Genomic DNA, 19,435 nt, shown 5'->3' on the forward strand with positions numbered 1-19,435 from the left:
TTGTGCAAGGTTCGAACTTAGATGGCGATTTTCCACAGGCGGGCTTCGTCAAACAGCAACACCGCGCTTTCCGGTTCTATCGGCGGCACCACCAGCGTGGCCCCGGCACCGGGCAGACGTGGCACGGCGCCTAGCAGGCGACGGGTGTATTCATGTTGCGGGTTCTGGAACAGCGTCTCGACCGCTGCGCTTTCCACGACCTTGCCGTGCCGCATCACCAGCACCTCGTCGCTGACGTGGCGGATCACCCCCAGGTCATGGGAGATGAACAGGTACGCCAGACCCAGTTCGGCCTGCAGGTCCGCCAGCAGATCCAGCACCTGCGCCTGCACCGAGACGTCCAGTGCCGAGACGGGCTCGTCGCAGATGATGACTTTCGGATTGCTGGCAATTGCACGGGCGATGGCCACGCGTTGGCGTTGCCCGCCCGACAACTGCAACGGCCTGCGTGTCACCAGCTCTGCCGGCAGGCGCACCTGATGCAACAGTTGAGCGATGCGCGCCGGTTGTTGCTCGGCGGCGATACCGGCGACATCGAGTGCGTCAGCCAGCACCTGCCCGACGCTCCAGCGCGGATCGAAGGAGCTCAGCGGGTCCTGGTAGATGACACTGATATCGCGCCGATACACCCGGCGCGCCTTCTCCTCGACCCGGCCACTGCCGACACCCGCCCAGGCCCAGTCAAGGAAGGTCACGTCACCGGCATCCGGTTCCAGCAGACCGAGGACGATCCGCGCCACAGTGGTCTTGCCCGAACCGGACTCGCCGACAATGCCCAGCGTGCGCCCGGCCCGAAGTTCGAAGCTGACATCGTCGACCACTTGCCGCGATCGCTGATCGGGCCCGACGTAACGCTTGCCCAGCCGTGACGCCTTTAACAACACCGGCGAGTCGACGCCGGGACGTCGCTGCACCGGGCCCGTATTGCGCTCTGGCGACAGACGTGTGCCACGGACATGTTCGGCGGGCACCGCATCGAGCAGCGAACGGGTGTAGGCATGACGCGGATCGCGCAAGACTTGCTCCATCGGTCCTTGCTCCACCACCTCGCCATGACGCAGTACCAGCACTTCATCCGCCAGTTGCGCCACCACCGCCAGGTCATGGCTGATGATCAGCAGAGAATCGCCACGGGCCTTGATGTCTTGCAGCACTTCGAGAATCTGCGCCTGCACCGTGGCATCCAGCGCGGTGGTGGGTTCATCGGCGATGACCAGGCCGGGGGTCAGTGCCAGAGCACTGGCGATCAGTGCGCGCTGACGAAGTCCGCCCGAGAGTTGATCGGGGCGTTGTCGGGCGCGCAGTCGCGGTTCAGGTACGCCGACCTTTTCCAGCAGTTCGATGACCCGTTCTGCACGGCTGCGACGATCACCCCAACGATGGGTCTCGAGGACCTCGAGAATTTCCTTGCCCACCGGGCGCAGCGGATCGAGCGACACCAGCGCATCCTGCAACACAAAACCGATGCCCTTGCCCCGCAACTCACGCCAGCCACGCTCGGACAGACTCAACAAATCGTGCCCGTCATAACTCAAGTTGCGGGCCGTCACTCGCGCACCGGCGCCCGCCAGACCGATCAGACTGCGAGCGGTGACACTTTTGCCTGAGCCAGACTCACCGACCAGCGCCAGGGTCTTGCCCGGCTCCAGTACAAACGACAGATTGCGCACCACAGACTGGCCGTCGAACTCGATGCTCAGGTCCTCGACGATCAAACGTTTATCGCTCATGACAGGCGGCCCTCCAGGCGTTGTTGCAGGTAACGGCCGGCGACCGTGGTTGAGAGTGTGGTCAGAACGATGAACAGCCCCGGGAAGAACGTCAGCCACCAGGCATTGGCGATGAAGTCCCGACCCATCGACAGCATCGTCCCCCACTCCGGCGCGGGTGGACGTGCGCCCAATCCCAGAAAACTCAGGGCCGAGGCCCAGACAATCGCCTGGCCCACGCCCATGGTCAGGGTCACGATCAGCGGACGCATGGCGTTGGGTAACAGCTGCCGGGCGATGATCCGCAACGGTGGATGTCCCAATGCCCTGGCGGCTTCGATGTAGCCCGCATTGCGCACCGCCAGCACCTGGCCGCGGACCATGCGTGCGTACCCGGGCGCCCCGCCCAAACCGGTGGCGACGATCAGTGGGCCGATGCCACTGCCGAAGATCGCCACGAACAGCAACGCCAGAATCAGGCTGGGGAACGCAAACAGCACTTCCAGAAACCAGCCGACACCGCGGTCGATGCGTGCACCGCCTAACCCGCCCAGCAAACCCAGAACGATCGCGATGCTCATGGCCAGCGCGGTGGCCGCCAACCCGATAAACAAAGACTGGCGAGTGCCGTAAATCACCCGAGAGAAGATGTCGCGCCCGGATTGATCGGTGCCGAACCAATGCGCCCACCCCGGCGCCTGGAACGCATCATGTGGAACGATCGCCAGTGGATCGCTATGGGCAAACAACTGCGGCACCAGTGCCGCGACAATCAGAAACAGCAGGAACGTGACGGCCAACAGTGGACCCGGCCGAACTTTCCACGCCGTGCGCTGGACCCGAAGCGTGGCCAGCGGTGCCTCAAGAGTAAGTTCGCTCATGCCGGATTCCCCTGTTGGCGAGGGTCGATCCACAGGTACAGCAGATCGACAAGAATGTTGGCCAGTACATACCCGGCCGCGACCACCAGACTGATGCCGATGGTCAACGGCAAGTCCTGGGCCTGCACGGCCTGGAATAACTGACGCCCCAAGCCCTTGCGGGAAAAGATCACTTCAATCACCACGGCGCCGCTGATCAGCGCCCCGATCGCCCAGCCCGACAGGGAAATCCCCGGCAGCACGGCATGGCGCAACGCATGTTTGAAGCGCACCGCAAAATCGCTCAGGCCTCGGGTCCGGGCGGTCAGCACGAACGGTTGATCGAGGGTCAATTCAAGTGATTCGCGGGTCACCTGAGCGATGAATCCCGCCAGCGGAATGGCCAGCGCCACCGAGGGCAATACCAACGTTCGCCAGCCATCGCTGCCGGCGGGCGGAAATAGCCGCAGACCGAAGGCGAACACCGCCAACAGCAAGATTCCGAGCCAGAAGTGCGGTAACGCAGCAGCCAGAGTCTCTGCCAGCGAAGCCAGGCTGCCCACCCAGCGTCGACGGCCCGCCGTCAGCACCGTCAACGCCAACACCAGCACCCACGCCAGCACCAATGAGGTGAAGGTCAGTTCCAGCGTCGGCCAGGACTGTTCGGCAAGTACCTTGGTCACAGGCAAATGCTGGGAATAGGAAATGCCCAGATCCCCCTGGACCAGCCGCCCCAGGTACAGCGCGTACTGCACGGCCAGCGGTTTGTCGAGGCCATATTCGCGAGTGGCCTCGGCGATGGTTTCCGCCGTCGGGTTGCCGCTCGGGCCACCGAGAATTGCCAGCACCGGATCGCCGGGCATCAGTCGCAAGGCAAAGAACGTCAGCGTGGCGACCGCCCACAGCACCAGAATGCCGCCGGCAAGCCGCCACAGCGCGCGTCGCCCCAGCTGTGCAAAACGCTCGCGTTGTGGATTGGGTAATTGATTGGAACGTGTCGAGCTACTCATTTGTTCACCCATGCGTCATAGAGGTAAGTCACCGCCAACGAAGGGTCCAGGCGGACGCCCTGAGTGGTTTTGTAGATGCCCAGCCGCGTGCTCTGCGGGTAAGTGGTCAGTTGCAGGTATTGCTGCGAGGCCACTTGCTGGGCCTTGTAATAAAGGGCCCGGCGCTGCTCCGCATCCTGCGTGGTCAGTGCTTGCTGGATAAGCCCGTCGAAGGCCGGCTCGCTGAACCCGGCGGTGTTCTGGTGATAACCCCCTACCCCGGCCGGGCGAATGAACTCGGAGCTGAAAATGATCCGCAGCACATCGGCGGTGTTGGTGTTCCAGTAGCCCAGGCGAATGTCGTAATCCCAGTCCGCCTGGCGCTTGGTCGCCTGCACATCGCTCATCTGCTCGACGATCAACTCAAAACCGGCCTGGCGGGTAGTGGCCTGGACCTGCTCCCACAACGTGTATTCCGACGGTGGCGTGCGATTGCCCATGACCACGTGGACCTGCAAACGCTTGCCGTCCCTGGTCCGATAACCTTCGCTGTCGCGCTGCGTCCAGCCTGCCGCGTCAAGCAGTCGCGCCGCTTTGGCAGGGTCGTAATCCTGAGCCTTCTGGAAGTCCGGACTGTAGAAACGCGTCGCCGGGCTGAGCGGTCCGCCAGCACGGGGGAACTCGTTGAAGTAAACGCTTTTCAGCGCACCCTCGATGTCCGCGCTGCGCACGAAGGCTTCACGTACGTTCAGATCATTGAACGGCGCACGGGTAATGTTCAGCGTGCCGTTGGTGGGGTTGCCCGGACGCTGGGCAATGATCAATGTCAGGTCCGGATTGCGTCGGGCTGCTTCATGGGATTCCGGTGGCAATGTCTCGATCACGTCCACTTCGCCCGCCTGCAACGAGGCAAACCGCACCGAAGGCTCCTGAATGAACTTCCAGACGATGCGCTCCAGCCACGCCGGTCCTTGATGTTTGGCCGTGGGTGGCGCCGAGTTGTAATCAGGATTGCGCACCAGTTCAACGTGGCTTTGGCGATCCCAACGGACGACCTTGAAAGGCCCGGTGCCCACCGGGCTTTCACAGTTCACATCACGCGGCCGGAGCAGCGCCGTGGGTGACTCGATGCCGAGAAACCCTTGGGCCAAGACCTCCAGAAACGCCGCATAGGGCGTGGCCAGGTGAACCACGGCGGTGTGTTCATCGAGCACATCGGCGCTGCGGTATTGGCGGATATAACCGCCTGCCGTACTGGACTGGGTTTTTGGATTGGCCATGTGATCGAGGTTGGCCTTGACCGCAGCGGCGTTAAACGGCGTTCCGTCGGTGAATCGCACGTCATCGCGAAGGTGGAAGGTGTAGCTCAGACCGTCGGCGGATACTTCCCAGCGTTTGGCCAGCCATGGACCTATCCGGCCCTCCGCGTCCATCGACACCAGCGAATCGAGATACTGTTGCGCGATAAACACTTGGGGCATGTCCCCTGCTACATGAGGATCCAGGCACGTCGGCTCGCGGTCCGTGGCGTAGACCAGCGTGCCACCGCTGACCGGCTGATCGCTGCGCGCGACGGTCGAAGTGTCCTGGCCGCAACCGGCCAACAAGCCGCAGATCGCGGCGATTCCAATCATTGGATTGTGCTTGAGCAGCGATCTGGATCGCGTGCCGTGAGGGCGCAACTGCTGGGGAAGTTCTCGCATGGGTCCTGATATGCCTTGAGTCCGGGAACAAGGTCATTGCACAAGGCATGCCGGGTTTTTCAGCCAATAAAACCGGGGGATTCAGCGATTGAGTGAGGGTGACAAGGGAGCAAATTGTTCAGGTGGTGTTGGTGGGGCAACAGTGGGATCAACCTGGGATTATTTGTGGCTGTGTTGGCCCCATCGCGAGCAAGCTCGCTCCCACATTTAATCTCCAGTGAACACAAAATCTGTGAACGACCGAGATCCCTGTGGGAGCGAGCTTGCTCGCGATGGGCCAGCACACATTATGCAAAACGCAGCGGACTCGCCGGTGAGCGCAACGCCGCCGGATCACGATAACGAGCGCCGAAGTGGTCGTTCGGCAGCCGTGCCTGCCCGGCGCCGAACAGCCGCTCGCGCAAGGTCTCACCATCGTTGTAAGACTCGCGAAAACGCCCTCGCCGGCGCAGTTCGGGTATCACCAGTTCGATGAAATCACGGGCAGTTTCGAAGGACAGGTACTGCCGCAAGTTGATGCCGTCAATGCCGTCCTCATCCAGCCATTTTTCAATTTCATCCGCGACCACGCTCGGTGTGCCGGCGACAAAAAAGCGCTCACGATTAAACCCTCCAAACTGTGCCAACACCGTTCCCACGGTCGACTCCGGTTTATACCGCTGCAAACTTTGCCAGCCTTTGACCTCGCGACGGATCAGATTGCCAATCAGTTCATCGCGCGGATAGGCCGTCAGATCGACCGCTGACTGCGCATGCGCCAGCGACGCTTCGACGCTCATCAGTTTGCGATAGCTGTCGAGCTTGGTGCTGACCTCTTCATCGGTACGACCGACGATCACCCCGGCCATGACGATGAACTTCAACCCGGCGGGATCACGGCCGTGGGCGATTGCCTTTTGGCGCATGGCCTGAATGTTCTCGCGCACGCTGCGGGTGTCTGCCCCTCCTGTGAAAACCACTTCGGCATGGCGACCGGCAAATTCGATGCCGGCTGGCGAGCCGGTGGCCTGAAACAATACCGGCGTGCGTTGTCGGGACGGCTGGCAGAGGTGCGGCCCGGCAACTTTGAAATGCTCGCCGACATGTTCGATGTAACGCACCTTTTCCGGGTCAGTGTAGATGCGCTGCTCACGGTCCTGAATCACCGCATCGTCGTCCCAGGAGCCTTCCCACAGCTTGTAAAGCACGTCCAGGTACTCATCGGCAATTTCATAGCGATGGTCGTGGACCACTTCGGTGTCGTGCCCGAAGTTACGCGCGGCATTGGGCAGATAGGAGGTGACGATGTTCCAGCCCACCCGGCCCTTGGTCAGGTGATCGAGGGTGCTCATGCGGCGGGCGAAGGCGAACGGCGGCTCGTAAGTGGTGGAAAACGTCGCACCAAACCCAAGGTTGCGCGTGACCGCCGCCATCGCCGGAATCACCAGCAGCGGATCGTTGCTGGGAATCTGCATCGCTTCGCGCAGCGACGTTTCCGGTCCGTCGCGGAATCGATCGTAGGTGCCGATGACATCGGCGAGAAAGACGCCATCGAATGTCCCGTACTCCAGCAACTGGGCCAGCTCGGTCCAGTAATCGAGGTCATTGAAGCGGTGCCGGTTGTTCTCGGGATGCACCCACAGGCCGTGCACGATATGGCTCACGCAATTCATTTCGAACAGATTGACGTGTAACTGCTTGCTCATCGATGAGCACTCCTGAGTGTTCGAATTGGGGAATGGCATTCAACAAGGCGCGGGTGTACGGGTGGCGCGGCTGATCGAACACCTGGCGCACGGGGCCCGACTCGACGATCCCGCCGTCTTTCATCACCAGCACGTGATCGCTGACGCTGTTGATCACCCCCAGATCATGGGAAATGAACAGGCACGCCAGGCCCAGACGGCGTTTGAGATCGGACAGCAGTTCGAGAATCTGTGCCTGCACCGAAACGTCCAGCGCCGACACCGGTTCATCGCAGACCAACACGTGCGGTTTCGGTGCCAATGCACGGGCAATAGCGACACGCTGACGCTGGCCGCCGGACAACTCGATCGGTCGGCGTATCAGAAAGCTTTCGTCGAGCCGGACCAGCCTCAACAACGCAACGGCCCGTTCACGACGCGTGCCTTGATCGGCATGGCTCGTCGCGTCCAGCGCTTCATACAGGACGCGCTCCACGGTGTAGCGCGGATCGAAGGAACTCAGCGGGTCTTGAAACACCACTTGAATGCGTTGGCGCTCCTCGCGTTTCTCACGACTGTTGAGGCTCGACCAGGCTCGGCCACGCAGCAGCACGTCGCCGCTGTCAGGGGTTTCCAGCCCCAGCAGCATGCGCGTCAGGGTGGTTTTGCCCGAGCCGGACTCACCGACGATGCCCAGGGTTTGTCCCCCACGCAGTTCGAAGGACGCTTGCGCCACGGCCGTGCGCACTTTGCCGTCCGGCCCTTTGAACGCCTTGCGCAGCTGTTGCGCCTGAACCACCAGCGGCCGGTCAATACTGATCGTTTGTGAGGTTTCACTGCGCCGCACATGCACCGAGCGTGCGGCCATCAGCAGCGACTGCGTGTACGGGTGCTGAGGATCGTGCAGTACCGCATCCGCCGAACCCTGTTCGACGATGACGCCGTTGTGCATCACCGCGATCCTGTCGGCCAAACGCGCCACCACAGCCAGGTCATGGCTTACCACCAACATTGCCGTGTCGCTGCGGCGCAGAGACTCAAGCAACCGCAGCACCTGATCCTGCACCGTGGCATCCAGTGCCGTGGTCGGTTCGTCAGCAATCAACAGGTCCGGTGCGCAGGCAATCGCCGAGGCAATCAACGCCCGTTGGCGCAAACCGCCGGAGAGTTGATGAGGGTATTGCCTGGCCCGCAACTCGGGCTCCGGAACGCCGACCGAGCGCAACAGCTCCAGCACCTTGAGCTGGCGTTGTTTTTTTGTGAGGTGTTCATGCAAGCGCAACGGCTCTTCGATTTCATCGCCCACCCGGCGCAACGGATCGAGGGAACCCAAGGCGTCTTGCATGACGAAGCCGATGCGCGCTCCACGAATGCGACGCCACGCGCGTTCGTCGAACGTGCGCAGGTCCAGCCCGTCAAAGTGCAATCGCTGCGCCTGAAGACTGGCACCCTGCCCGGTCAAACCCGCCAGGGTGCGCGAAGTCACGCTTTTGCCGGAACCGGATTCGCCCACCAGCGCCAGGCATTCGCCGCGATGGAGAGTGAAGGAAATGCCGCCGATCACCGGTTGTGCCTGACCGGCAAAGTGCACGCGCAGGTCCTGGACGTCGATCAGCGCGGGACCTTTTTCGAATTGGCTCATGTGCGCTTTCCTTCGCTGCGACGCAACAGCTCACGCCCCAGCGCGGTGATGGAAATCACCGTCAAGGTCACCGCCAGACCCGGCCAGGCCACCAGCCACCAACCATTGGCGAGGTAGTTGCGCCCCGCCGATAGCATCGCGCCCCATTCAGGAGAAGGCGGCGGCGCGCCAAAGCCTAGAAAACTCAAGGCCGCCCCGGCGGTGATGTTGCCGCCGATGCCGATGGTGGCCAGGACCAGAATCGGTTTGATCGCGTTAGGCAACACGTGGCGAAAGATAACGGCCGCTCGGTGAATGCCCAGGGTCGTGGCCGCTTCGACGTAAGGGGCCGAGCGAACGACCAGCGTCTGGGCTCGCACCATCCGCGCAAAACGCGGTACTCCGGCCACGCCCACCGCGACCACCGCGTTGAACAGTCCCTCGCCCCAGAACGTGATGATCACCAGGGCCAACAGCAGATCGGGAAAGGCCAACAGCACGTCCACCAAGCGCATGATCGTTGCATCGACAAGTCGCGGCCCCAGCCCTGCCAACAGACCCAGGGCGACACCGAACACCAGCGCGATGGCGGTCGCCGCCAACCCCATCAACAAGGAAGGTCTGACGCCATGAATCAGCCGCGTATACAAATCGCGGCCGTTCTCGTCGGTGCCCAGCCAATGGGTGCCACCGGGAGGCTGAAACGCGTGGCGTGCACTGGCTTCCAACGGATCGCCCGGTGCCAGCAGACCGGGTACCAACGCGGCGATGATCAGCAGCATCAGAAACACCCCGGCCAGCAGCAATCCGGGGCGCAACCGCCAGACTCGCGGCGCGGCACCCAAGGCCAGCGCGGGCAGGTTGCTCAGTAAAGTCTTGTTCGCGACAGTCATCTTTTTTCTCCTTCTAACAGCCAGCCAAACCGCGAAACCCTGTGGGAGCGAGCTTGCTCGCGATGGCGTCGTGTCAGGCGACATCGTATTGCTTGTACCGCCGCCATCGCGAGCAAGCTCGCTCCCACAGGGTTCGCGGTGTCCGCATGTCCGGGGGCGCCCGGCGTTACGGCGCCGGGTTGGGAATGCGCGAGTGAATCGCGTTGATGCGCCCGAGCAATTCGGCGTTGAGCGTCAGCGCCAGGCTGTCGAGGTTTTCCTTGAGCTGATCGAGCCGTGTCGCGCCCGATAGCGCACTGCTGACAAACGGACGACTGGTGACAAAGGCCAGCGCCAGCTGTACCGGCGACAGGTCGTATTCCCGGGCCAACTCCACATAGGCGGTGACCGCTCGTGTCGCCTCTTCACCGTCGTAGCGAGAGAACCGACGGTAGACCGAAGCCAGTCGCGAGCCTTCCGGCAAGGCGCCATTGAGGTATTTGCCGCTGAGCACACCAAAGGCAATCGGTGAGTACGCCAGCAAGCCGACTTGCTCTCGGTGGCTGAACTCGGCCAGACCCACTTCGAACTGACGGTTGAGCAGGCTGTAAGGGTTCTGGATGCTGACGATGCGCGGCAGCTTAAGACGCTCCGACTGCTTGATGAATTCCGCCGTGCCCCACGCGGTTTCGTTGGAGATGCCGATATGGCGAATCTTGCCGGCCGTTACCAGCTCGGCCAGTACCGAGAGCGTCTCCTCGATGGCGACGCTCTGCTCGCCTTCGACCCAGGGGTATTCGGCGCGACCGAAAAAGTTGGTGCTGCGGTCCGGCCAGTGCAACTGGTAGAGGTCGATGTAATCGGTCTGCAACCGGTCCAGGCTGCCCTCCAGCGCCGCAATGATGTTCTTGCGGTCATGCCGGGTTTCGCCGTTGCGAATGTGCGTCTGCTGGGCCGAGCGTGGCGGGCCGATGATTTTGCTGGTGAGGACGATGTCCTGGCGACGCCCGCTTTTAGCCAGCCAGGAGCCGATGAAACGCTCGGTGCTGCCCCACGTATCGGCATGGGTCGGCGTCGGGTACATCTCGGCGGTGTCGACCAGATTCACCCCGCGTGACAGCGCGTAGTCGAGCTGTTGATGGGCATCGGCCTCGCTGTTCTGATGGCCCCAGGTCATGGTGCCGAGACCGATCAGGCTGACGTCGATATCGGTTTTGCCTAGCTTGCGGTATTGCATGGTGATGATCCTTGAGCGTTGAAGTTGAACGTAGAAGGGTTGATCAGGCACTTTCGCGCTGAGCGGCATAACGACTGGTCACCGTCGGCAAGCCCAAGTGACCGCGCAAGGTGGTTGAGGTGTATTCGTGGCGGAACACTCCGCGCTTGCGCAGCAACGGCACGACTTCGTCGACGAAGATCTCGACGCCCGACGGGAACATGTCCGGCATGATGTTGAAGCCGTCGGCAGCACCGGCCAGGAACCAGTGCTCCAGGGTGCCGGCGACTTGTTCCGGGGTGCCGACGACCAGGCGGTGGCCGACGAGGATGCGTTGCGACAGTTGGCGCACGCTGAGGTTTTCCCGGCGGGCGAGATTGAGTTGGGCCTCCAGGAAGCCATGGGAACCGGCCTCGAAACTCTCCACCGGGCCGATGCGATGCCAGGGCAGCGGGCCATCCAGATCGAGTTCGCTGGCCGGGATACCAATACGCCTTGCCACCTGATCGATCAGGCCGCCGTCGCCATTGAAACCATTGAGCTGATCGAAACGGGCCTGGGCTTCCGCCTCGGTGCTGCCGATCACCGTGGACAGGCCCGGCATGATTTTCAAATGCTGCGGATTGCGGCCCCACTGCCGGGCACGGTTTTTCATTTCCTGATAGAACGCCAGGCCGTCTTCAAGGGTGGTCTGGGTGGTGAAAATTGCATCGGCGTAGCGCGAGCCCAGGGCTTTGCCGCCCTCGGATGAACCGGCCTGCACCAACACCGGATGCCCTTGAGGACTGCGCGGCACATTGAGCGGGCCCTTGACCGAAAAATGCTCGCCGACGTGATCGACCTCATGCACCTTCGACGGGTCGGCAAAACGTCCGCTGACGCGGTCACCGATGATCGCGTCGTCCTCCCAGCTGTCCCACAGCTTGCGCACCACATCGACGAACTCATCGGCCCTGCCGTAGCGATCGACATGCAGTGGCGCGCCACGCAAACCGAAGTTCTGCGCCGCCGCGTCACCGGCATTGGTCACCACATTCCAGGCCGCGCGGCCACCGCTGAGGTAGTCCACCGACGCGAGGCGCCGGGCCAGGTTGTAGGGATCGTTATAAGTGCTCGACGCCGTGGCGATCACACCAATGTGCTGGGTCGCCAGCGCCACCGCTGTCAGCAAGACCGTAGGTTCCAGTCGCCCGGCCGGCGAGCTGGAAACGTCACCCGCCAGGGCCGGACCGTCAGCGAGGAAGATCGCGTCCAAGGTGCCGCGCTCGGAAATACGCGCGATGTTGCGGTAATACTCCACGTCGAGGTAAGCATCAGCCGCCACTTCACCGACGCGCCACGCCGCTGAGTGCGCGCCGAAGCCCAGGATGTTCATGCCGATGCTCATTTGCTTCTGCGACGCGCTCATGGCGTTTGCTCCTCGGTGGTTTGGGGGGTGGTTTCCAGGGTGGCGCTGGCGTCTTTTTCAGCCTTGTCTTTGGCCAGTCGCTCGGCCCACGCCTCACTCGGTGTGACGTCGTTCAAGTAGAAATCGCCTAGCGCCCGCTCGCGCAAAATCGCCGGGTTGTGCGAAGACACGGTGCGGGCGTTGCGCCAGTGACGGTCAAGGTGACGCGGCGTGCTGGTGGCCGAAGCCCCGCCGACTTCAAACAGCAACGTGGTGGCTTGCAGCACCAGATCGATTGCGACCTGCTGGCCCTGATAGGCCTTGATCTCGGCCGCGGCGTAAAGCGCAGCATCGGCCGTGCCGGCCTGATGGGCTTGCCAGACTTCCTCGACCCCCGCCGACACGCGATCCACCACGGCTTCGGCGGCGAACGAAAGGCTGGACAGTCGACCGACGACGCGCTGGACCAAAGGGTCATGCCCGGGAATGGATTGCCCAGGCACGCCGAAAGTCCGCGTGCGACCTTTGACGAACGCCACCGCATCACGCAGTACGGCTCGGGAAATACCGGCGAGGGTCGCCAGATGCACCAGTTGATAGAACGCCGTGATGTAGCTCTGGCCATGCCCTTCGGCCGTCTTGAAGCGGCGAATCACCTGGTCGTCGCTGATAAGTACGTTGTCGAAGCGCGTGGTGCCGCTGCCGGTCAAGCGTTGGCCGAAACCGTCCCAATCGTCGAGGCGTGTCACGCCGGCTGCCGTGGTGGAAATCACCACACTGACATGGTCGTCGCCATCGGCAGTGGAAGCGGCGATCCAGTCGGCGTAAAGGGTGCCGGTGCAGTAATACTTCTCGCCGTCGACGCGCCAGTCGTCACCCTCCTTTCTCAGAGTCACGCTGTTACGGGTTTCGCCAGTACGCTCGGCCATCGCCGCCCCGAACAACTCGCCGGCCACCACCCTTGGAAACCAACGCTGGCGTTGCTCGTCTTCGCTGTCATTGAGGCGACCTTCGACGAAGCCGAAATGCGCCCGCAGGATTTGTGGCAGATTCGAATCGGCTTCGCCCAGCAACGTCAGCAAACGAAACAGCTGCGGCATCGTCGCCCCGATGCCGCCAAACGCGCGCGGCACACGCAGGGCGCCGAACCCGGCAGTGCGCAGCCAGTCGACGGCTTCGTAAGGCAGCTCGCGACGTTCTTCGCGCTGCAGCGTTCCGGCGGCGATTCGGTCGAACACCGGCTGAAAACGGCTGAGCAGTTCATTGTCCGTGGGCACGCCACTGGCGTCGTGCTGGTCCTGATCCACGAGAGAAGCGTTGATTGCGTTCATGGGAATTTCCTTGAATTACGAGGTTTCATGACTCGACCACGCGGGGGTCGAGAAAACTGTTCAACAGGTCGACAATCAGATTCACCAGCACGTAGATCAACGCCACCAGCAACGTGATGCCCAGTACCAGCGGGATATCCTTGTTGGTGGTGGCTTCGATCATCAGTCGCCCAAGGCCCTGCCGGGCGAACAGGGTTTCGGTAATCACCGCACCGCCGAGCAGGCTGGCAAAAATGAAACCGGAGAGCGTCACCAGCGGAATCAGCGCGTGGGGCAGCGCATGCCGCAGGCGCACACCGGCTTCCGACATCCCGCGTGCACGGGCCATGCTGATGAAGGGCAGCTCAAGCACATCCTCCAGTTCCTGGCGCAGCACCTGGGTCAGCACCGCTATGACCGGAAGCGCCAGCGTCAGTGTCGGCAAGACCATGGTTTTCCAGCCTTGGGAGCCGGCCGGCGGGAGCAGATGAAACTGAAAAGAGAAGATCAGCAGCAGGACGATGCCCAGCACAAAGCTCGGAACCGATGTCAGTACCAATTCGGAACCCGACGACAGTGAACGGATCCAGCGCGCGCGATGCGCGGTCAGCAAGGCCAGGAGCAACGCCGCCAGAACCGCCAGCACCGCGGCGCACGCAGCCAGTTGCAACGTGGCGCCGATCTGCTGGGAAATCGCCTTCACCACCGGGATTCGCAACCGGTACGAATTGCCGAGATCGCCCTCGGCCAGACGTCCGAGATAGCGTCCGTATTGCACGATCAAGGGCTGATCGAGACCGTATTCGGCGCGCACCTGTGCCAGCACTTGAGGCGTCGGCAATGCATCGGGGCCGCCGAGGATGGCCAGCGCGGTATCACCGGCAGTGACGTTTAGCGTCACGAAAGACAGGGTCGCCGCGCCCCACAACACCAGGGCGCCGGCCAGCAGGCGCCAGACAATACGCTTGAGGATTTTCATTTCGACTCCTTGCTGTCGAGCCAGACCGAGGTAAAGAACGGCGTGTTGTGCGAGGTGTCGTAGACGATGCCTTTGACACGTTGCCGGTGAGCGCTCAGCGAATAGTTCTCGTAGAGCGGCACCGCCGGAACCAATTCGGTCAGACGTTGCTGGACCTTGCGGTAAAGACCTTGCAACTGCCCCGAGTCAGTGGTGTGGCGGGCCTGGCCCAGCCAGTCATCAAGCTGCGCATCACGCAAGCGCGCGGTGTTTTGCCCGATGCGTTGGGGCGAGATGATTTCGCCGCTGTGATAAAGAATGTAGAGACCGTCCGGCGTATTGGTGTGCCAAACGCCGGAGCCCACCGCCTGAAAAAGATTGGCGCTACGTCGCTCGGCCAGTTGCAAAGGTGGCACCTGCGCAATACGCAACTCGAAGCCAAGCTTCTTGACGTCCGACTGAATGGCGACGGTGTCGGCAACAGGAGTGATGCCTTCGGCCAGCAACACCTCGGCACTCAAACGGTGACCATCGCGCACCCGATAGCCTTGCGCATCACGCTGATTCCAGCCGGCCTCGTCCAGCAGACGGTTGGCAGTTGCGGGGTCATAAACCAGTGCGCCGGCAAACGCGGGATCGTAGAAACGCGTGTTAGCCGCAAGAAAATCGCTCTTGGGCTGGTACTCGCCAAAACCACTCATCTGCACGATGCCTTCGCGATCGACACCCAACGCAAAGGCCCTGCGTACCCTGACATCGTCGAACGGCGCTTTGGAGGTGTTGAAGGTGATGCCGCGATTGGGGTTTCCCTGCCTGATCCTTCTGTCCATGACCAGTTCCGGGTCATTGCGCATCGCCTGGGCATTCTGCGCGGGAGCATCGACGGTCAGGTCATACTGCCCGGCGACCAGTGAGGAGTAGCGGATCATCGCCTCGGGTACGAAATCGATCTGGATCCGCTCCAGATACGCCGGCCCCGGGTGATTGATGAAGTCAGGTGCCCAATGGTAGTCATTGCGCCGCACCAGACTGATGCCTTGCTGACGGGTGTAATGCTCGACGACGAAGGGGCCTGAACCGACGGGCGCTTCACTCAGCCTGCGCGGATTTTCGGTGATTGCCTTGGGCGACATCATGGCCAGCCACGACTGCGCCAACACATTGAGAAACGCCGTGTAGGGTTCGCGCAGGTGCGCTTCAAAGGTGAAGTCGTCGATGACTTTGCCATCGACATACGGCGCGATGTACGCCGCCGCCAGGGGTGACTGGGTGGCCGGCGCCCTCATGTGTTCCAGATTGATCTGCAACGCCTTGGCATCGAAGCGTGAGCCGTCGCTGAAGGTCACGTCGTCGCGCAGGTGAAAGGTGTACGTCAGTCCGTCTGGAGAGATATCCCAGGATTTGGCGAGCCAGGGCGTGATGTTGCCCTTCTCATCCAGGTACACCAGGTTGTCGTAGAGCAAACGCCCCAGCCACTGTGAATTGGTGTGGGAAATGGCATGCAGGTCCAGCGACCCAGTGTCAGCCGCCACGGACACCCGAAGCGTGCCACCGGACTCGCCCGAGGACTGCTCACGGTAGTCTCGTGCGCTGTCGACTTCAGCAGTGTTCGTTTGACTGCTGGACAGTTTTCCAGCGTCGTTCGCGGGTGAGCAGCCACCCAGCGTCAATCCAAGGCAAAGCGCCGCCACTGCGCGGAAATACCATCGATTATTCACGCGTTCATTCCATCAAAAAGTTGGGCGCCAGCGCCTGGCAGTGGGCGACCAGGTGGCTGCGCAGTTGGGGTGTCAATCAGTTGAAGCGATAACTCACGCCACCGTAGATACCGAAGCCGTCGCTTGGATAAGAGCGCGCACGGTCAACGCCGCCATCGTCGTACGTCGGGCTGACGACCGTCGTGTAGTGGCGGTCGGTCAGGTTGCGCAGATCCAGATAGGTCAGCCAGGTTTTCTTCGGCGAGTTCCATCCGATGGTTGCGCCGAAGACGTGATAAGGCCGGGTGTAGAACGAGTTGGCGTAGTCCACCGACATTTTCGAACCGATCTGCGTATTGACCCCCACGTACACACCGTTGGCAAAGTCGTATTGCAACTCACCCTGGTAGTAGTGTTTGGGGATGCCCGGCAGTTCGTTGGCGTTGAACTTGTCGTCGTTGACGAAGTGGAAATCGCTGTAGGTATAGGCCTGGCGCAAGGTCAGCTTGTTGACATCGCTGCCCTGCCATAGCGTTGATTCGAGGCCTGCTTCCACACCTTGGTGAATCGTCGCGCTGCCGTTGGATTCCGCCGTGATCGCCGCCGTAGTGTTGGTCGCCGGTACGATTTCAACCGAGAGCAACTCATGGTTAACCTTGGAGTAGTAGTAACTCAGGCTCCAGACGTTACTGTCGAATTTGCCCCGTGTCCCCAGCTCAAAGGTGGTCGCCGTCTGATTGACCAGGTCCATGCCTGCACGGGCCAGACCTCTGGCGGGCCCGCTGGTGAAGCTCGGCGGCGTGGTCAGGATCTGCCAGTCGCTGGGCGGCTCGACAGAACGGCTGATGTTGCCGTACACCTGAAAGTTCGGGGTGAAGTCGTAGCGCAGACCTATACGCGGCGCGTAGTCCCAGTCATTCTTTTCGTAGCGATCATTGGTAACCGGGTACTCCACTTCGGTTTCGCGCTTGGTGTAGATCATCGACAGACCCGTGGTGAGCCACAGGTTATTGACCAGCTCGGTGTCGTTACTGACATGGAAGACGTTATCCATGCCTTCGTAACTCGCTTCACGAATCAGCGTTCCTACCGGTAACCCGGCCGTGGCGCCTGCCGGAATCCGCACATAGGTCTTCTGGAAGCCCTCACCCGGCAAATGTTTGGTCGACAGCAACCCGACGCGGGTCGTACTGGCGTGGCCGAAAAGCTCGTCGTCACGCACGTACTGCACCGAAGCGGAAACATCCCTGTAGCCCCACTTCGCGCGGTTCACCCCACCTAGGATGTCGATCGGGTAGTCGTGGTACACCGCACCGAGTTCCAGCCGGGAATTGTCATCCAGATGGATCGTGGTCTTGTTGGCGACCCAGGTTGAACCCGGCTGTTTGCGCGAGGCATCTTGTGCAAGGTTGGTGGCATTGGCACGACGCGGGTGATGGGCGATTTCATCGCGCGTCAGCAAGCCACCGGTGTCGTTATCGGTTTCTCGGTAACGCAGGTAAAAACGCGTTTCGATATTCGGATTGAATTTGTAGCCGAAGTTACCGGCGAAGCCCTTGCTCGATCCGTTGGTATGGTTCTGATAACCGTCCTGTTCCGAGTCGGTCAGGCTGAAGTAGTAGTCGAAGTCACCGAGCACCTGACCGGACGCAATCTGACGCTTCTGGTAGCCATAGCTGCCCGCCTCATAACGCACTTCCAGGGGCGCCGCGTCATAGCCGGTTTTGGTGACATAGTTCACCGCGCCGCCCAGGGTCAGCGAACCGTAATCGAAGCCGTTGGCGCCACGCAAAATATCGGTGCGCGCCAGCCCCAGCGGCTCGAACAACTCATAGGGCGTACCACCAGGGCCACTGACGGGTAGACCGTCGAACATCAAGAACACACCGGAACGGAAGTAATTGACGCCCTTGTTGATACCCGAGCCGCGGATGGACAGTTTGATCCCGTCCGCGCCGCCAACTGACTGAGCATAAACACCCGGCTGGTAAGCCAGCACATCCTGGTTGGTCGCGACGCGGCGTTTTTCCACGGTAGCGGAATCCACCTGCGCAGTACCGCCAGGGACTTCGTTGAGCACCTGTTTCGCCTGTTCCTTTTCGCTGAGCTGCTGACCCTGCACGACAACCGTGGCCAGACGTTTTGAATCAGCGGACGCTGTATTTTCCTCACTTTCGCCTGATGAATTCACCTCCGCGGCCCACACGCCTTGATGCGTCCCCAGCAACACAAGGCTCATGCTCAATGCACTAAACACACCCCGATGATTTTTTGGCCTTACGCTTGCGTAAGTTCGCCCCTTTACACGCAAAGATACTTCCAAAGCTCGACTCCCTTAGTATGAATACGGGCGAGGCTTATTGATTTTTATATTCCTCAAGGGGGGTCATTGCACACGCTATGCCAAACCGTAAATCTCTTTTATTTCAATGACATATTATTTTTGATCAGCAGCATGAAGTGTGATTCTGACGGCACTGTGTTCAGCTGATGTCGTCCTGGCAACAGTGAAGGCTTACTTATAATCAACGGGCAGTAAAAATGAACATCTGGTTATGATAGTTGCGCACTGGCATATAACGTTCCCCGTGAAGGTTAAGCGATTCACACGCTTGCTCTAACCTGTAGCCTGCTCGTAGACTTTTTTACTTGAAGCCGAAGTGCACATCCCCAGCGAGATCGTCAGTGACCCAGAATATCTACGACAACCCCGAGTTCTTCGACGGATACAGCCAACTGCCCCGCTCGCGCCAAGGACTGGCCGGTGCCCCCGAGTGGCCGGCGTTGAGATCGTTACTGCCGCCAATGTCCGGCCAGAAGGTCGTGGACCTGGGCTGCGGTTATGGCTGGTTTTGTCGATGGGCCGCCGACCAGGGCGCCGAGCGCGTGCTGGGGCTGGATGTCTCGGAGAAGATGCTGGAGCGCGCCGTCGCCACCACACACGACTCACGGGTGAGTTATAAGCGGGCCGACCTGGAGCGCCTTGAACTTGCCAAATCCGGTTTCACCTTGGCCTACAGCTCACTCGCGTTTCATTACATCAGTGACTTGGCAGGGCTATTGCGCACCGTACATGACGCACTGGTATCCGGTGGAAGGCTAGTGTATTCAATTGAGCATCCCATCTATATGGCGTCACGCCGACCGGACTGGATCATCGACGCGCAAGGGCACAAGTCATGGCCGGTAGACAGTTATCAGGTGGAAGGTCCCCGGTTGACGAACTGGCTCAGCGACGGCGTCGTCAAACAGCATCGAACGCTGGGCACGCTACTGAACCTGCTGATCCAAACCGGATTCACTCTCGATCACGTGAACGAATGGGGCCCGACCGAAGCCGATCTTGCTGATCGCCCTGCCCTTTCCGATGAAGTCGAGCGACCCATGATGCTGATCGTATCGGCCAGCCGCTGAGTTTCTAATTACCAAAGACGAAAGCTGACTTGCGC

General features: G+C 61.2%; 14 protein-coding genes. 1 reads left to right on the forward strand and 13 read right to left on the reverse strand.

The genetic code is table 11. The features are described from left to right. Window positions 1–17: 17 nt before the first annotated feature. The 13 genes from ACA059_RS17480 to ACA059_RS17540 form a co-directional block, all read right to left on the reverse strand. The gene (locus ACA059_RS17480; RefSeq protein ID WP_497630279.1) at window positions 18–1,730 is read right to left on the reverse strand and encodes a dipeptide ABC transporter ATP-binding protein; all 1,713 of its coding nucleotides are present in this window, start codon (window positions 1,728–1,730) and stop codon (window positions 18–20) included. Continuing rightward, the gene (locus ACA059_RS17485) at window positions 1,727–2,590 is read right to left on the reverse strand and encodes an ABC transporter permease (RefSeq protein ID WP_497630280.1); all 864 of its coding nucleotides are present in this window, start codon (window positions 2,588–2,590) and stop codon (window positions 1,727–1,729) included. The genes ACA059_RS17480 and ACA059_RS17485 overlap by 4 nt, the downstream gene beginning before the upstream one ends. Further along, entirely contained in the window at window positions 2,587–3,579 is a 993-nt protein-coding gene (locus ACA059_RS17490) for an ABC transporter permease (RefSeq protein ID WP_497630281.1), read from the reverse strand. Before ACA059_RS17490 ends, ACA059_RS17485 begins: the two co-directional genes overlap by 4 nt. Continuing rightward, window positions 3,576–5,192, reverse strand: coding sequence for an ABC transporter substrate-binding protein (locus tag ACA059_RS17495; protein ID WP_497630282.1), 1,617 nt, complete (start codon window positions 5,190–5,192; stop codon window positions 3,576–3,578). The genes ACA059_RS17490 and ACA059_RS17495 overlap by 4 nt, the downstream gene beginning before the upstream one ends. 356 nt (window positions 5,193–5,548) lie before the next feature. Beyond that, complete coding sequence (locus tag ACA059_RS17500) at window positions 5,549–6,946, reverse strand: LLM class flavin-dependent oxidoreductase (RefSeq protein WP_497630283.1); 1,398 nt, start codon at window positions 6,944–6,946, stop codon at window positions 5,549–5,551. Continuing rightward, the gene (locus ACA059_RS17505; protein WP_497630284.1) at window positions 6,843–8,567 is read right to left on the reverse strand and encodes a dipeptide ABC transporter ATP-binding protein; all 1,725 of its coding nucleotides are present in this window, start codon (window positions 8,565–8,567) and stop codon (window positions 6,843–6,845) included. Before ACA059_RS17505 ends, ACA059_RS17500 begins: the two co-directional genes overlap by 104 nt. Then, a complete protein-coding gene (locus ACA059_RS17510) occupies window positions 8,564–9,439 on the reverse strand; it encodes an ABC transporter permease (RefSeq protein WP_497630285.1) in 876 nt (291 codons plus the stop codon). Before ACA059_RS17510 ends, ACA059_RS17505 begins: the two co-directional genes overlap by 4 nt. A gap of 166 nt (window positions 9,440–9,605) precedes the next feature. After that, window positions 9,606–10,655 (reverse strand): NADP(H)-dependent aldo-keto reductase, encoded by a 1,050-nt coding sequence (locus tag ACA059_RS17515; RefSeq protein ID WP_497630286.1) that lies wholly within the window; start codon window positions 10,653–10,655, stop codon window positions 9,606–9,608. A 43-nt stretch (window positions 10,656–10,698) separates the two neighbouring features. Continuing rightward, a complete protein-coding gene (locus ACA059_RS17520; RefSeq protein ID WP_497630287.1) occupies window positions 10,699–12,042 on the reverse strand; it encodes an LLM class flavin-dependent oxidoreductase in 1,344 nt (447 codons plus the stop codon). Continuing rightward, complete coding sequence (locus ACA059_RS17525) at window positions 12,039–13,352, reverse strand: acyl-CoA dehydrogenase family protein (protein ID WP_497630288.1); 1,314 nt, start codon at window positions 13,350–13,352, stop codon at window positions 12,039–12,041. Before ACA059_RS17525 ends, ACA059_RS17520 begins: the two co-directional genes overlap by 4 nt. Window positions 13,353–13,377: 25 nt before the next feature. Then, entirely contained in the window at window positions 13,378–14,310 is a 933-nt protein-coding gene (locus ACA059_RS17530; RefSeq protein WP_497630289.1) for an ABC transporter permease, read from the reverse strand. Continuing rightward, window positions 14,307–16,007: an ABC transporter substrate-binding protein gene (locus ACA059_RS17535; RefSeq protein WP_497630290.1), complete on the reverse strand. Its 1,701-nt coding sequence runs from the start codon at window positions 16,005–16,007 to the stop codon at window positions 14,307–14,309. The genes ACA059_RS17530 and ACA059_RS17535 overlap by 4 nt, the downstream gene beginning before the upstream one ends. A gap of 76 nt (window positions 16,008–16,083) precedes the next feature. Beyond that, window positions 16,084–18,225 carry a TonB-dependent receptor family protein gene (locus ACA059_RS17540; protein WP_497630291.1) on the reverse strand — a complete coding sequence of 714 codons (2,142 nt, stop codon included), beginning with the start codon at window positions 18,223–18,225 and terminating at the stop codon, window positions 16,084–16,086. Between the two features lie 446 nt (window positions 18,226–18,671). Between ACA059_RS17540 and ACA059_RS17545 the strand changes: the two genes are divergently transcribed. After that, window positions 18,672–19,400: a class I SAM-dependent methyltransferase gene (locus ACA059_RS17545; protein WP_497630292.1), complete on the forward strand. Its 729-nt coding sequence runs from the start codon at window positions 18,672–18,674 to the stop codon at window positions 19,398–19,400. Window positions 19,401–19,435 lie beyond the last annotated feature (35 nt).

It is taken from the genome of Pseudomonas sp. LBUM1647, assembly GCF_059716175.1.